Source organism: Pseudoalteromonas sp. SG44-8 (genome assembly GCF_014164125.1).
Taxonomy (GTDB): Bacteria; Pseudomonadota; Gammaproteobacteria; order Enterobacterales; family Alteromonadaceae; genus Pseudoalteromonas; species Pseudoalteromonas rhizosphaerae.
In genome coordinates this window covers 118,317-132,899 of record NZ_JACJEQ010000011.1, presented here as the reverse complement: position 1 = coordinate 132,899, position 14,583 = coordinate 118,317, and the positions used below count along the sequence as shown (strand labels likewise).

Below are 14,583 nucleotides of genomic sequence, written 5' to 3'. Positions count from 1 at the left end.
CGCAAACTCGCAAACTCGCAAACTCGCAAACTCGCACTTTTTATCAGACATAAGCAAACTCGCAAACTCGTATCAAATATGCGGCTAATAATTAACCTGCTACTGCCTTTGTTGCGTATAACTTTAAAAAAAGTTCAATAATTATCGTAATAAGTGTAAATCCGTCAGTTAATTGATGAATTTTTTTGCTACAATTGTCTGGCAAGTAATGTGAGTGAGTTCAACAGCACCATGTGCAGTTAATCTGCTTCCTTTTAGTGAGGTTGATCTTGGTCAGTATATTGTTTTTGTAAAAGTCATATCATAAAACGGCTCTATGCTCGAGCTAACTTAGTCAATTAGTTGATAAAGTCGGGATTATTCGAGCATGAGGCTGTTAATAACCTTGTTTTAATCAAGGGTTTTAATTATGATCGCTTCTATTTTAAAATTTCGAAAAATTAACCTGCTGTAACTGATGTTCTCAATATAGCAAGTGTTGAGAATCATAGTGGAGATAAGTGGATGAGCAATGCGCCTGTAGACAATGGCCGACGTCGCTTTTTAACCATAGCTACCTCTGTTGTAGGTGGTGTTGGTGCGGCTGGGGCTGCTGTTCCTTTTATTGCGTCTTGGAATCCAAGTGAGCGAGCTAAATCTGCGGGTGCGCCTGTAGAAGTAGATATCAGCAAACTTGAGCCGGGACAATTAATACGTGTCGAGTGGCGTGGTAAACCTGTATGGGTTGTATCACGGACCCCTAAAATGCTTGAGCAGATGAAAGAACACGAAGGTCAACTTCGTGATCCGCAATCGCAAGAGCCACAACAATTAGAATCATCAACAAATGATTACCGTTCATTACGCCCTGAGATATTTCTCGCGGTAGGTATTTGTACGCATTTAGGGTGTTCACCTGGCTTTTTCCAAGGTAATTTTGGTGAAAAGGTTGAGGGAACAGATGATGGTTTCTACTGTCCATGTCACGGTTCTAAATTTGATATGGCTGGCCGTGTATTTAAATCGGTACCTGCCCCGTTAAACTTAGAAATACCACCTTACACATTTCTTGATGAAACCACTATTTTAGTGGGCGAAGAAAAAGGGGTAGCCTAATGTTCGGTAAAATTATTGGTTGGATAGACGACCGTATCCCAATGACACGTGTTTGGAACATGCATATTGCACAGTATCCAGCACCGAAAAACTTTAACTTCTGGTATTTCTTTGGCTCATTGGCCATGTTAGTACTAGTAAACCAAATTCTTACCGGAATTTGGTTAACGATGAACTTTGTTCCGTCTTCTGAGGGCGCATTCGCTTCAGTAGAATACATCATGCGTGATGTAGAATACGGCTGGTTACTACGTTATTTGCACTCAACAGGTGCATCAGCGTTTTTCATCGTTGTATATATGCATATGTTCCGTGGCATGATCTACGGTTCTTACCAAAAACCACGTGAATTACTGTGGTTATTCGGTATGTTTATCTTCTTAGCGTTAATGGCTGAAGCATTCATGGGGTACTTATTACCATGGGGTCAAATGTCATTCTGGGGTGCACAGGTAATCATTTCACTATTCGGGGCTATTCCGGTTATTGGTGATGACTTAACACTTTGGATCCGTGGTGATTATGTAATATCAGGTGCAACGCTTAACCGCTTCTTTGCATTACATGTTATAGCTTTACCATTGGTTATCGTAATTTTAGTATTCTTACACATCGTGGCACTGCACGAAGTGGGTTCAAACAACCCTGACGGTGTTGAGATCAAGCGTAAGAAAGGCTCTGTTGCTGAAGAAGATAAGCCTAAATTTAAATTCCATGAGTATTACACTGACAAGAAAGATATTGTTGATGCGATTCCGTTCCACCCTTATTACACAGTAAAAGATATTGTGGGTGTGGTTGGTTTCTTAATCTTGTTCTGTTGGGTGGTGTTCTTTATGCCTGCGATGAATGGTTTCTTCCTTGAAGGACCAAACTTTGAAGCGGCAAATCCACTTAAAACACCAGCACATATTTTCCCAGTTTGGTACTTTACGCCATTCTATGCAATCTTACGTGCAATCCCAGATAAACTAATTGGTGTTGCTGCGATGGGTGCATCGATTGTTGTGCTGGCGTTATTACCTTGGCTTGACCGTGGTACGGTTAAATCGGTTCGCTACCGTTGTGGCTTCCATAAATGGAACATTGCAGGGTTTGTTGTTACTTTCGTACTACTTGGTTGGGTGGGTGCAACTCCACAAACTGACTTTAAAACGATTGTCTCGCAAATCTGTACTGTGACTTACTTTATGTTCTTCGTACTGTTGTTTGTATACAGTAAGAATGAAAAAACTAAGCCATTGCCTGAGAGGTTAACGAAATGATGAAAAAGCTTATTATCGGTTTATTTGCTTTATCAATAAACGTATTGCCGGCAATGGCGGCAGGTCCATCGGTTCCATTAATGGAAGCCGGTAATGACCTAACTGATCAGCCTTCGTTGCAACGTGGTGCAAAGTTGTTCATGAACTACTGTCTTGGTTGTCACCAAATGCAGTATCAGCGTTATGAGCGTACTTTCCGTGATATCGGTATTCCAACAGCCGTTGGCCTTGAGCAGTTAATTTTTGACGGTTCAAAAGTTGGTAGCCATATCACTAACGCAATTACTAAAGATGATGCAGCAAAATGGTTTGGTGCGGCTCCGCCGGATCTAACTCTAATTGCACGTGTAAAATCTCCGGATTATATTTACACGTACTTAAAGTCATTTTATAAAGATGAATCTCGTCCGTTTGGGGTAAACAATATTGTTTTCCCACTGGTAGGTATGCCTCACGTTCTGCAAGAACTACAAGGTTTACCAACACCTATTACTGAAGAAGTCGAAGAACATGGTCACACTGTGACTAAAGTTATTGGTACTGAAACAGATGGAACAGGCGAAATGAGTGTAGACGAGTACGATCAAGCGGCTCGTGACTTAACTAACTTCCTTGAGTACGTGGGTGAACCTTCACGTCTTGAATCAGAAGCGTTAGGTATCAAGGTTATCGGATTCTTAGTTATCCTATTTATCTTGGCATTCATGCTGAAGAAAGAATACTGGAGAGATGTTCATTAATTTTGAACATATTTAAAGGTAATTTTGCAATAGGGGCTTAAGCCCCTTTTGCTGTTTTTGTTATTTAATGGAGGTAGGCATGGCCGTAGCTGCCAATAAGCGCCCTGTAATGACCCTTTTTTCTGGTGCTAACTGTATGTATAGCCATCAAGTACGCATTGTACTTGCTGAAAAAGGCGTAAGTGTAGATATTCATCTGGCTGAAAAGGACAACCTGCCAGAAGCACTTCATGAAATTAACCCTTACGGTACAGTGCCAACACTGATTGACCGTGAGCTTGGTTTATATCAGGCAAACATCATCATGGAATACCTTGATGAACGTTTTCCTCACCCTCCACTAATGCCTGTTTATCCGGTAATGCGTGGCCGCAGCCGTTTAATGATGCATCGCATCGACACAGATTGGTACAGCCTTGCTGCTAAAATTTATGCTAATGGTGCAGAGTCTGCACAAGCGCGTAAAGAACTAACAGAAGCTTTACTTGCTGTTTCAGCAATCTTTACTGAAGCTCCTTACTTTATGAGTGAAGAGTTTAGTTTAGTTGATTGTTACTTAGCACCATTACTATGGCGTTTACCAGAGCTTGGTATTGAGCTAACTGGTGCAGGTTCTAAAGAGATGAAAGAATATATGATCCGTTTATTTGAGCGTGAATCATTCCAAGCTTCTCTTACTGAAACTGAGCGCGAGATCCGTTTGTAATGACGCCTAATCGTCCTTATTTACTTCGTGCTTTCTTTGATTGGATTGTTGATAATCAGTGTACACCGCATTTAGTGGTTAATGCTGATTTTCCAGCCGTGCAAATACCAACACAGTTTGTTCAAGATGGACAAATTGTGTTGAATATTAGCCCATCAGCTGTCACACAATTCTCAATGGATAATCAGCAGTTAAGCTTTAGTGCCCGCTTTGGTGGTCAGCCAATGCAAGTATACGTGCCAATTGGTGCCGTGCTTGCGATCTATGCCCGCGAAAACGGTGAAGGCACTGTGTTTACTGCAGATGAGTTTTTAGAAGATGAAGACGAGTTTGCAGCTGAGTTAGAAAGTGTTGATATCGCAGATGAATTATTACCTGACGAGCCAGCTCCTTCTAAGCCTGAAAAGAAAAAAGGCTCACACTTACGTGTTATTAAGTAATATGTAATTGTTTGATAAAAACCGCTGATTAAGCGGTTTTTTTATGCGCGCAATAAGCACGCATATTAATGGTATGCAGGGAGCAAATACGTGGTTTAAATTTGTATTAGCAACGTTAATTTGACCACCTAATTAGATATTTTTATGAGGTTCTGCTGTAAAACAAGCAGCACTGTGAACTGATACATTATCTAACTTGAGCCTAAGTGGCATCACACGATATAAAATAATTATAAAGTAAAAATGCAACAACTAGCTTTAATTAAAAGTGTACCGATTAAGTATTCAGCTTGCTCTTGTGTTTTCTATAATTCAGTATTATTTCCTAGTGCTTATTTTCTTATTAGTATAATATTATGATAATTTCATAATCTTCCACAATCCTTTGTAATCTTTCACAATTCTTTATAATTCCAACAATTTTAATAATTAGGTATATACGATGCGTAGTAACCTGCCTGTTACGACTAAAGAAAAAACATTCAATAATAATATTAAGTTAATTACAGTAACAGATACTCAAGGCAACATTCTTGAATGTAATGAAGCTTTTATTGAAATCAGCGGGTTTAAAAAAGCAGAGTTAATAGGTCAGCCTCATAACATAGTAAGGCATCCTGATATGCCTTCAGAAGCATTTAAAACAATGTGGTCTTATCTAAAATTGGGTAAACCATGGATGGGGCTTGTAAAAAACCGCTGTAAAAATGGCGATTATTATTGGGTCGATGCTTATGTTACACCCATAACACAAGACAATAAGATTGTTGGCTATGAGTCAGTTCGTTCTTGTCCATCACGACAGGCGGTTGCTCGGGCTACGCAGCTTTATCGTGATATCAACAAAGGTAAAAGCCAGAAAATGCATTTACCAGTGTCTTTAGAAAATTTATTGCTAACTTTTTCAATTATTATTTGCGCAATATTATTTTTAGCTGGTTATGCAAGATTGTCCGAAGGTATTTTGTTTACATCAGTTGTTATTTTTGCCATTTGGGTTTCTATAGTTAAAAAGAAAACTCTGAATGCGCTTAATAATATGCTTTCTCACTCATTTTCGGATCCTCTTGCAGTCAAAAGCTATACCGATGATGCTGGTGATTTAGGAAAGCTTAAAGTTGCTATTTTAAGTCAACTTGCTCATTTAGGGACGATTATAACTCGTATCGAGAGTTCTGCGCTGGTTGTTGCTAAGGAATCTGAGAAAGGTGCTGAACTGACTGATAAAACAAGAAGAGATATTGAAAGTCAGCAGTTAGAAACTATGCAAGTTGCTACAGCAATGAATGAAATGTCTACCGCTATTGCTGAAGTATCGAAACATGTGAGTGATACTGCATCACAAGCTGACAAAGCCAATGAGCTGACTTTAAAAGGCTCTGAAATAGCCAATATTACCCATAATTCTATTCAAAAACTGCAGCTTACGGTTGAGCAAATTAGTAGTTCAGTACGAGGTGTTTCAGAACAAACAGCACGAATAGCTAATGCGGCTCAAATAATTGAACAAATTGCTGATCAAACTAACCTACTAGCTTTGAATGCTGCAATTGAAGCCGCTCGTGCGGGTGAACAAGGCCGTGGTTTTGCTGTCGTAGCAGACGAAGTTAGAAGTCTAGCTCAGCGTACCCAAGAATCAACTAAAGAAATCTACGGTATTGTTAGCGAATTAACGCAGCGTGCAAGTGACGCGGTAGAAATAGCTGATGCAGGGGCTATTGATGCAAAAGATGGTCTTTCTCATGTTATTGAGAGCAGTAAAATGCTAAATGGTGTAACCGAGTCTGTAGGTCAAATTGCTTCTATGTCTACTCAAATGGCTGCAGCAGTTGAAGAGCAATCCCATGTTGCTGAAGATATCAATCGTCAAATTGTAAATATTTCTGCACTTGCAGATACGAGTACTGAAAGCTCCAATAAGTTATCAGAAACTATTATCTATCTTAATAAGATAGCTGATGAGCTGCATGAACTCGTTGTTCGCTTCAAACAATAAAGTAAAAAATTTATCAAAAGCCATTTCTTAATTATGTATGTTGATATTGATATGAAACTAATGAGTAAAAAACTTGGAGAAGTAAATGAGCGCACCTGATTACCCCGCTGATGAATCTGCTCGCTTAAATGCTTTAAAACACACAGGTTTACTTGATTCGCTTGCTGAGGAGCGATTTGATCGTATCACGCGATTAACTGCACATTTTTTTAATGTAAAAATATGCTTAGTTTCTTTGGTCGATAGTGACAGGCAGTGGTTTAAATCAAAGGTTGGATTGGATGTTTGTCAAACTGGGCGTGAAATCTCTTTTTGCGGGCATGCAATTTTACAGCCGGATGTTTTTGTTGTTACAGATACAATAAAAGATTCTCGTTTTTCGACAAATCAGCTAGTAACACATGAACCTCATATTCGTTTTTATGCAGGCGCACCAGTACGCGAGTCCAGTGGGCAACCAATAGGTACGTTATGCATTATTGATGTTGTGCCCCGTGATTTTTCAAGTGATGAAAAGCAAATGCTACGTGAATTCGCTGATATGGTGGAGCATGAAATTACTCGGCTAGACCAAGAGGTTTTTAAGCAACAATTACATTCTACTATGAAAAAAAAGGCATCAATTTTAGCTACGTTGCCAGATATGGTGTTTGTGATTGACCGAGAATACCGTTTTATATCATGTAATGAACACCCTGATTTACCGATACCTCAGCATGAAATTATTGGCCACACTATTAATGATCTAATGCCTAATGAGCTAGGCTGTCAACTTATAAGCAAAGTTGAACAGGCTTTTAATGCAGATGATGTTATTCATCAAAATAATACATTTACTACTAAGTCAAACAGGTCGTTTGAAGTTCGTTACAAAAAGATTGATAAAAATGAGGTATTACTCGTTATTCGTAATATCACAGAACAATTACTCGCAAGCGAAGAGTTACGACGCCTTTCAGAGGTTGTCAGACAAACAACAAACGGAGTTATAATCACTGATAAAAGTGGTTTAGTTGTTTGGATAAATGAAGCTTTTACTGCTATTTCGGGTTTCAAATTAGATGATATCTCAGGAAAAAAACCAGGTGAGTTGTTGCAAGGGCTAGATACAGATCCTGAGACAATAAATGAAATGAGACATGCTATTAGCGCAGTCAAGGGGTTTAACGTCGATGTGCTAAATTACTCCAAAAATAAAAAGCCTTATTGGATAAGAATAGCATGTAATCCACTGTTAGATAATGAGGGCAGGCATTCAGGTTATATTGCAATACAGACTGACATAACAAAAGAAAAGCTAGATGAACAGGTTATTCATAACAGTCAAAATTTACTTAAAACTGTTATTGATGCAAACAAGATTGGTACATGGCATTTAAATATTCAAACTAGCGAGTTACTCATTAATGACAATTGGGCTGATTTATTAGGTTATAAGCTTGCTGAGTTGCTTCCATTAAGTCGTTTTAGCTGGGAGAAGCTAACTCACCCTGATGACCTTCATTATTGTTTATTTCAACTTGAAAAACATGTTTCTGGTCAGCTCCCGAGCTATGAAGCTAACATGCGGATGAAGCACAAAAATGGTGATTGGATTTGGATCAATACCCGTGGAAAGATATCCTCTCGCACTGATGATGGTAAAGCAGAGTGGTTGCTAGGTACGCATTTTGATATTAATGATCAAATCAAAGCTGAAAGCTCTCTCGATGAAAAATCAAAACAAATGGTCGCCGTCGTAGAAAGTATGCTTGATGGTGTTATTACTATCGATAGTATGGGGGTAGTGCTCACATTTAACCAAGCCGCAAAGGAAATTTTTGGTTATAGTGATAATGAAGTTATAGGTAACAATATTAGCATGCTAATGGGTTCAAAGCACTGCGAGCACCATAATCACTATTTAAAAAAATATATAAACAATGGGAATAGTGATATTACTGGGCGCATTCGAGAGCTTGATGCATTGCACAAAAACGGCGCTACCTTTCCTATTGAGCTAGGTGTTGTCGAGGTGAAAAATGCTGGTGAGATCAACTTTATTGGTATTATTCGCGACATTACTCAACGTAAAAAACGTGAACAGGAAATACATAAGCTAGCGTTTTATGATTCACTTACTATGTTACCAAACCGTCGTTTGTTACTTGATAGATTGCAAAATACTATTTCCCATTGTGCTCGAAGCTGCAATTTCGCTGCAGTCTTATTTTTAGATTTAGACAACTTTAAAAATTTAAACGACAGTGCTGGACATAATAAAGGGGATTTATTGTTATGTAAGGTGGCTAATCGATTAGTTAAAGCAATAAACCATGGGGATACTGTGTCTCGGCTCGGTGGTGATGAATTTGTTATTATTGCTGCTGATCTGGGGGATGATGAAAAAGAGGCTGCTAATCAAGCTGAATCGATTGCTCAAAAAATTATGACACGCTTAGCGCAAGAGTTTAATCTTGATGGTTTAACATATAATAGTTCAGCAAGTATTGGTGTAACTATGTTTAATAAAGCAAACACATCAACAGAGGAGCTACTCAAGCAAGCAGACTTAGCTATGTATAAGGCAAAAGATGCTGGTCGTAATGGGGTGCAATTCTTTGACCCTCAGATGCAGATTGCTGTTAGCTCAAGACTTACTCTTATCGGTGACTTACACGAAGCGGTAAATCAACAGCAATTCACTTTGTTTTACCAAAAGCAGATTAACCAATACCAACAAGTTGTTGGTGTTGAAGCACTATTGCGTTGGGTTCATCCTATAAAGGGCATTATTTCACCTGCGGACTTTATTCCATTGGCAGAGGATACTGGGCTTATAGTGCCTATAGGTGAGTGGGTATTGCAACAAGCATGTGAAACATTAGCAAAATGGGCAAAAACTCCTGCTAAAGCTAGTTTTACCGTTGCAGTTAATATTAGTGTTGTACAGTTTAGTAAAAAAGACTTTGTTCAGGTAGTTCTCAAGGCACTTAATAGCTCAAAAGCTAATCCAGGGCGTCTAAAGTTAGAAATCACCGAATCTCTCTTAGCAAATAATATATCCGATGTTAAAGCTAAGATGCGAGAGCTAAAGCGGCATGGGATTACATTTTCAATTGATGACTTTGGTACGGGTTATTCGTCTTTGTCTTACCTAAAGAAACTGCCTTTGGATCAGTTGAAAATAGATCAGAGTTTTGTCCGTGATATTATTAATAGTCTTAATGATAAAGCGATTGCTCAGGCTGTTATAACACTAGCTAGTTCAATGGATTTAGAAGTAATAGCTGAAGGGGTTGAAACAGAAGCACAACGGTTATTATTACAGAGCATGGGCTGCAATGCCTATCAGGGTTATCTGTTTGGTAAACCATGTATATTTGAAGAAATACAATTTTAATATTTTATTGTAGCAATAATGCGACTTAAATAGAGGGCATCGCGTTGTGGGCTTTTTTAGTAAAACCAAGGGCTAGCGATTTTATACGATATTTATTTGTGACGAAGGCTGAGTTAAGTTTCAGGTGATTAAAATGGAGAGACCGTGTTAACCTAATGGCAAACACGGCTGAAAATTCTTTATCTTTATAAGTACTCAAATACCTTAATAACGCGTTCTACACCCGAAACATTACGTGCAACGCTTACAGCGGTGTTTGCTTCTGCATCTGATACTAAGCCCATTAAAAATACTTCGCCATTCTCAGTTACTACTTTGATGTTGTTGCTACTGATGTTGTCGGTGGTAAGTAATTGTGTTTTTACTTTCGACGTTAGCCAAGAATCATGAGTCTGGGTGCTCATGCTAATGTTAGAGCCAATACGAATTTGGTTATGTATTTTGCGTATAGCAGGTAAGCCCTCAATCGTACGCTGAGCCTCGTCTTTCATTTCTTGAGTTGCAACCTGGCCTATTAACAATACAATGCCGTTAACGCTAATCACGCTGATATTGGCATGATCAGCAAGGCGAGGTACATCGTTTATTGCGACCCCAGCTTTGATTTCGATATTACTATCATCGATTTGCGAACCAAGAGTACGACGATCGTTGGCTGCGGTAACGGCACCAGCGGTACCTGCAACAACTGCAGCAGCGCAGCCTTGTAATAATAGTACTGTACTAATAACAATTAGAGATTGTTTCAACATTAGCTTTCTTCCTGTGGGAATAGGGTCAAGTCGACGAGTTCACTCAAACAGTGAAGATTAACCAAGTGAGATTCTATGATGCGGCTCGGACGTTTTGACGGAACACGAATTTCGACATCATTGGCGCCGAGTAAACCTACTAGCTCACCGCCATCATCACCAACCATAACAATAACTTTCATATCTTTGGTGAGTGCGGCTTCGACTGCCGATATGATGTTTTTTTCGTTGCCATTAATTGCTAAGACCAATAGTAAATCGCCTTGTTGAGCAAACGCTCGTATTTGCCGCGCAAAAGTTTCTTGGTCGTCACTTTGGGTACTTTGACCAAGATTGATATGTTCTTGTGACAGCGCGATTGCCGGTAAACAAGGACGTTCTGTTTCGTAGTAGTTGATCAATATACCGGCCATATGCTGAGCAAGCATATGACAGCTCGCAGTACCGCAACAAATCAATTTATTACCATTGATTAGGCTTTGCGCTATGGTAAATGCAGCGGCTTCTAGGGCGCTTGGGAGTACTTCGCCGGCGGCTATTTGCACCTGAATGCTTTCAGTAAAAATCTCTTTTATAGTATCTTGCATATTAAAATACGTTTTTTATCCAATTAAGTTGTTGCGATGTGCCGCCTGTTATTGCGACAAAGTCGATTCTTATTGCTTGATCACTAAGCTTTTTGGTTGCTAAATAATGGTAAATAGAGCGCTTTAAACGTTCTTGCTTTTGTTTACCTAAAGCGTGGATTGCTCCACCCTTAACATAGCTACTGCGAAATTTCACTTCCACAAACACTAGCGTGTTGCCATCGCGCATTATTACATCTAGCTCCCCGTAGGGGCAGTTATAGTTTCGCTCTAACGGGATCAGCCCTTGCGTTACTAAGTATTTTTGCGCTTGTAGCTCGTAATACTGGCCTTTCTCTCGGCTATTTTGCCACAGTTGTTTAAACCACGACATCACAACATCCTTGTTTTATATTGCTTTTAGCTACTCACTGTTTGACCGGCTGGTAGCTGATTGCATAAATAATGGTAACGGTGCTGATGTTGCTAGCTGCACCGCCTGGATTTGTCTATTTTTGTATTGCGCCCAATTAAGTTGGCGATTTATTTGCCCATCACTGGTAATGCTTAATTGACCGGTTAAGCCATTAAACCGCTTACCGGGAAGCATACTCAATTGTGTGATACTACTTAACATAGCAACCGAATCATAGGCCATCGCAAATAAACGCTGACTTATATCAGCCTGTTCTGGCCACAGCGAGTTATATTGCTGACGCAAGGCATGATCTTTGACTTGTCCACTGAGCATCCATGGTAACTCGGTAAAATACAAACCATCGAGATCGCCTTTATCGGTGCTATCGATTTGCTTGCTATGACTTTTTGAGCTGGCATACAGAGGAATGCGATCAGCAAAGGTACTCACATTTACATCTAAATAAGGTTTAATCAAGCGAGTTTCGATAGCATCACCGAGAATATAAATAACATCAATATCACGACGAGAGCGGGTTTCGCTTTCTACTTCTTGTTTAAATAATGACTTAACGGTCGCAATACGTTCTTTTGACTTATCAACTTCTAACAGGTTAATAATGGTGGTTGGCATATCTTTTTTATCATTATAAAGACCAACTTCTGGTGTGGTTTCACTATAGCGTTGCCATTGTCGGTTGAATAAATCCACTAAGCGCTGGCCTGAACTATTATTTGGCGCAAGCAGCATAGGTTTTTGATAACCAACCGTTAAAAAGTGCTCAAGTGCTTGCTGTATTTCGTGTTCAGGATTAAGCGCAAAGAAGTAATGCTGTGGAGACTGGCGCTCACCATCAAAGGTATTTAAGTGCAAAACTGGGTAATCTTGTAATGCTTTGCTTGCAACTAGCTTATCAATGTTCGCTTTGAGTAACGGCCCAATTATAAAGTTTGGTTTAATTTCGAGTAATTTTGCAGAAAGCTCAGCAGAGCTAAGCATTTCATCAATAAAAATGGTTTCATCAATAGGTGAGTTATCTAGTGCTGCTAACACGCCAGCTTTTAAGGCATCACCTAGGCGTTCATTAGCACCTGATTGGGGTAATAAAACAACTAAACGTTCAATATTCAGTGGCTCAGCAGTAATTAGATCCGCAGCCTTTTTTGGTAATACCGCGATTGCCGGATGGCCTGAATAACGGCGCTGCCAATTATTAATTGCTTGGTCAAGTTCTACAGGGGCACCTAAGTAAACTTTATGATATAAAGCTAAATTTACCCAACCTTGCTGTATCACTGAGCCGCGGTTAAAGCGCTCAAGGGCATAAGATGAAAGCTGCTGAAGGTTCTGCCATAACGCACTATTTAATTGTGGGATCGTTAAGTTCTTTTTACTTGCGGTTTCAGAAGCGCGAAAAAAATATGGCATCGCTTGTTTTGGTAAATTTTGTGATGCGTAAATGCTGGCGGTTAAATATTGATGCCAAGCAAAATGCTCCGGTTGAGTCAATTGGCTGTCTAAACTGGCTAGCATCTCAAGTGCGAGGGTATTCTTGTTTTGTTGCATTTGCGCAAAAGCGGTATAGAGTTTATTTTGCACTTGGTCTACGCTAGGTGTGCGTTCTAATTCAGTACTAATTTGCTCTAACAGTGGCCATTGTTGCTCTACAATCGCAGCATCACGCGCACTATAAAGAAGTTGGATTTTGTCAGCGCCTAGGCGATTTAAGGCTAGTTGGTACATAGATTGTGCGTCAGTCGCTTGAATTTGTGATGCGCTATTAGCTGAACTGAGGTTTTCACTGGTTTTAGTCGGTTTTTCGGTTGTACTACAGGCCGATAACCCTGACAATATGATTAATAGACTAACAAGTTTAAGTCGCACAATGATTTCCCAATACGTTAACGCGATTTGCTTATATTACTGACTGACGCAGGAGACCTCAATGTTAAATGAGGAGAATTCACAGAAAATCGGCACTCTTTACATTGTAGCCACCCCAATCGGCAATTATGACGACTTAAGTCAGCGTGCAATCGCGACTTTATCGCAAGTTGACTTAATCGCTGCTGAAGACACGCGCCATACCGGTAAGTTGCTTAGTCACTTTGGTATTAAAGCTAAAACCTTTGCTTTGCACGACCATAATGAAAAGCAAAAAGCGCAACAAATTATTGATCAACTTAATCAAGGTTTAAATATAGCATTAGTTTCGGATGCAGGCACACCGCTAATTAGTGACCCTGGTTATGCGGTTGTTAATTTATGCCGAGAGCAAGGCGCACATGTCACCCCCATACCAGGAGCATGCGCCGCCATAACAGCTGTATGTTGTTCAGGTTTACCAACAGATCGTTTTCAGTTTATTGGTTTTACCCCTGCAAAAAGCAAAGCTCGCCAAGACTTTTTTATTGAAGCGGTTAATTCCAATATAACCAGCATTATGTACGAAAGTACTCATCGCATCATGGCAAGTTTAGATGACTTGGAGATAGCGCTTGGTAGTGAGCAACAAGTGGTGTTTGCTAAAGAGTTGACCAAAACCTTTGAAACATTTTTTAATGGCACAGTAAGTGAACTTAAACAGTTTTTAACCGACGATCCAACCAAACAGCGCGGCGAAATAGTGCTAATGTTGCCTGGTAATCCAAAGCAGGTTGATGATATTCCGCCAGAAGCACGTAAAATGTTGGCGTTACTTGAGAATGAAATGCCAATGAAAAAAGCCTGCGGTATAGTGGCCGATTATTTTGGCATGAAGAAAAATGCCCTTTATAAAACAATTATTGACGAAAAAGGCTAAATCTTTACTGCACATACAATCCAGCTCAGGTATACTGCGCGCCGAGTCAGCCAAGATGATCGCTGCCTGCAACGAAAATGCGCAGGGGGAGGAAAGTCCGGGCTCCATAGGGCAGGGTGCCAGCTAACGGCTGGGGGGCGTGAGCCTACGACAAGTGCAGCAGAGAGGAGACCGCCAATCTTCGGATTGGTAAGGGTGAAAGGGTGCGGTAAGAGCGCACCGGGCCACTAGCAATAGTTGGTTGCAAGGTAAACTCCACCCGGAGCAAGACCAAATAGGGTTCCTTATGGCGTGGCCCACGTTGGAACCGGGTAGGTTGCTTGAGCCATAGAGCGATTTATGGCCTAGACGAATGATTATCACTTTCTTCGGAAAGGACAGAACCCGGCTTATAGGCTGACTCACTCATTCAATAAAAAA

Annotated in this window: 12 protein-coding genes and 1 other RNA gene; 9 read left to right on the top strand and 4 right to left on the bottom strand. The window is 40.0% G+C overall.

Translation table 11 applies throughout. The features are described from left to right. Positions 1-504 precede the first annotated feature (504 nt). The 7 genes from petA (at position 505) to H5163_RS11275 (ending at position 9,624) form a co-directional block, all read left to right on the top strand. On the top strand, positions 505-1,095 hold the full coding sequence (gene petA / locus H5163_RS11305) for a ubiquinol-cytochrome c reductase iron-sulfur subunit (RefSeq protein WP_145236799.1): 591 nt from the start codon (positions 505-507) through the stop codon (positions 1,093-1,095). Continuing rightward, positions 1,095-2,360 carry a cytochrome b N-terminal domain-containing protein gene (locus H5163_RS11300; protein ID WP_145236803.1) on the top strand — a complete coding sequence of 422 codons (1,266 nt, stop codon included), beginning with the start codon at positions 1,095-1,097 and terminating at the stop codon, positions 2,358-2,360. Before petA ends, H5163_RS11300 begins: the two co-directional genes overlap by 1 nt. Next, positions 2,357-3,100, top strand: a complete 744-nt coding sequence (locus H5163_RS11295; RefSeq protein ID WP_145236807.1) for a cytochrome c1 — start codon at positions 2,357-2,359, stop codon at positions 3,098-3,100. The genes H5163_RS11300 and H5163_RS11295 overlap by 4 nt, the downstream gene beginning before the upstream one ends. 79 nt (positions 3,101-3,179) lie before the next feature. Continuing rightward, positions 3,180-3,806: a stringent starvation protein SspA gene (gene sspA / locus H5163_RS11290; protein WP_064667929.1), complete on the top strand. Its 627-nt coding sequence runs from the start codon at positions 3,180-3,182 to the stop codon at positions 3,804-3,806. Further along, positions 3,806-4,246 carry a ClpXP protease specificity-enhancing factor gene (locus tag H5163_RS11285; RefSeq protein ID WP_145236812.1) on the top strand — a complete coding sequence of 147 codons (441 nt, stop codon included), beginning with the start codon at positions 3,806-3,808 and terminating at the stop codon, positions 4,244-4,246. Before sspA ends, H5163_RS11285 begins: the two co-directional genes overlap by 1 nt. A 442-nt stretch (positions 4,247-4,688) precedes the next feature. After that, complete coding sequence (locus tag H5163_RS11280; RefSeq protein ID WP_145236816.1) at positions 4,689-6,242, top strand: PAS domain-containing methyl-accepting chemotaxis protein; 1,554 nt, start codon at positions 4,689-4,691, stop codon at positions 6,240-6,242. An 85-nt stretch (positions 6,243-6,327) separates the two neighbouring features. Then, positions 6,328-9,624, top strand: coding sequence for an EAL domain-containing protein (locus H5163_RS11275; protein WP_182735152.1), 3,297 nt, complete (start codon positions 6,328-6,330; stop codon positions 9,622-9,624). 185 nt (positions 9,625-9,809) lie between these two features. Here the strand turns inward: H5163_RS11275 and dolP are convergent, their stop codons facing one another. From dolP to H5163_RS11255, 4 genes are read right to left on the bottom strand one after another with little or no spacing between them, the layout of a single operon-like run. Then, positions 9,810-10,376 carry a division/outer membrane stress-associated lipid-binding lipoprotein gene (gene dolP / locus H5163_RS11270; RefSeq protein WP_145236822.1) on the bottom strand — a complete coding sequence of 189 codons (567 nt, stop codon included), beginning with the start codon at positions 10,374-10,376 and terminating at the stop codon, positions 9,810-9,812. After that, positions 10,376-10,963 carry an SIS domain-containing protein gene (locus H5163_RS11265; RefSeq protein ID WP_145236825.1) on the bottom strand — a complete coding sequence of 196 codons (588 nt, stop codon included), beginning with the start codon at positions 10,961-10,963 and terminating at the stop codon, positions 10,376-10,378. Before H5163_RS11265 ends, dolP begins: the two co-directional genes overlap by 1 nt. A gap of 1 nt (position 10,964) precedes the next feature. Beyond that, a complete protein-coding gene (locus tag H5163_RS11260) occupies positions 10,965-11,336 on the bottom strand; it encodes a YraN family protein (RefSeq protein WP_145236829.1) in 372 nt (123 codons plus the stop codon). A gap of 30 nt (positions 11,337-11,366) precedes the next feature. Further along, positions 11,367-13,244, bottom strand: a complete 1,878-nt coding sequence (locus H5163_RS11255) for a penicillin-binding protein activator (protein WP_182735151.1) — start codon at positions 13,242-13,244, stop codon at positions 11,367-11,369. A 61-nt stretch (positions 13,245-13,305) separates the two neighbouring features. On the opposite strand from H5163_RS11255, the gene rsmI reads away from it, so the two are divergent. After that, complete coding sequence (gene rsmI, locus H5163_RS11250) at positions 13,306-14,163, top strand: 16S rRNA (cytidine(1402)-2'-O)-methyltransferase (protein ID WP_149980608.1); 858 nt, start codon at positions 13,306-13,308, stop codon at positions 14,161-14,163. Positions 14,164-14,205: 42 nt separating this feature from the next. Further along, positions 14,206-14,571: RNase P RNA component class A (gene rnpB / locus H5163_RS11245), an RNA gene on the top strand. The last annotated feature ends 12 nt before the right edge of the window (positions 14,572-14,583 follow it).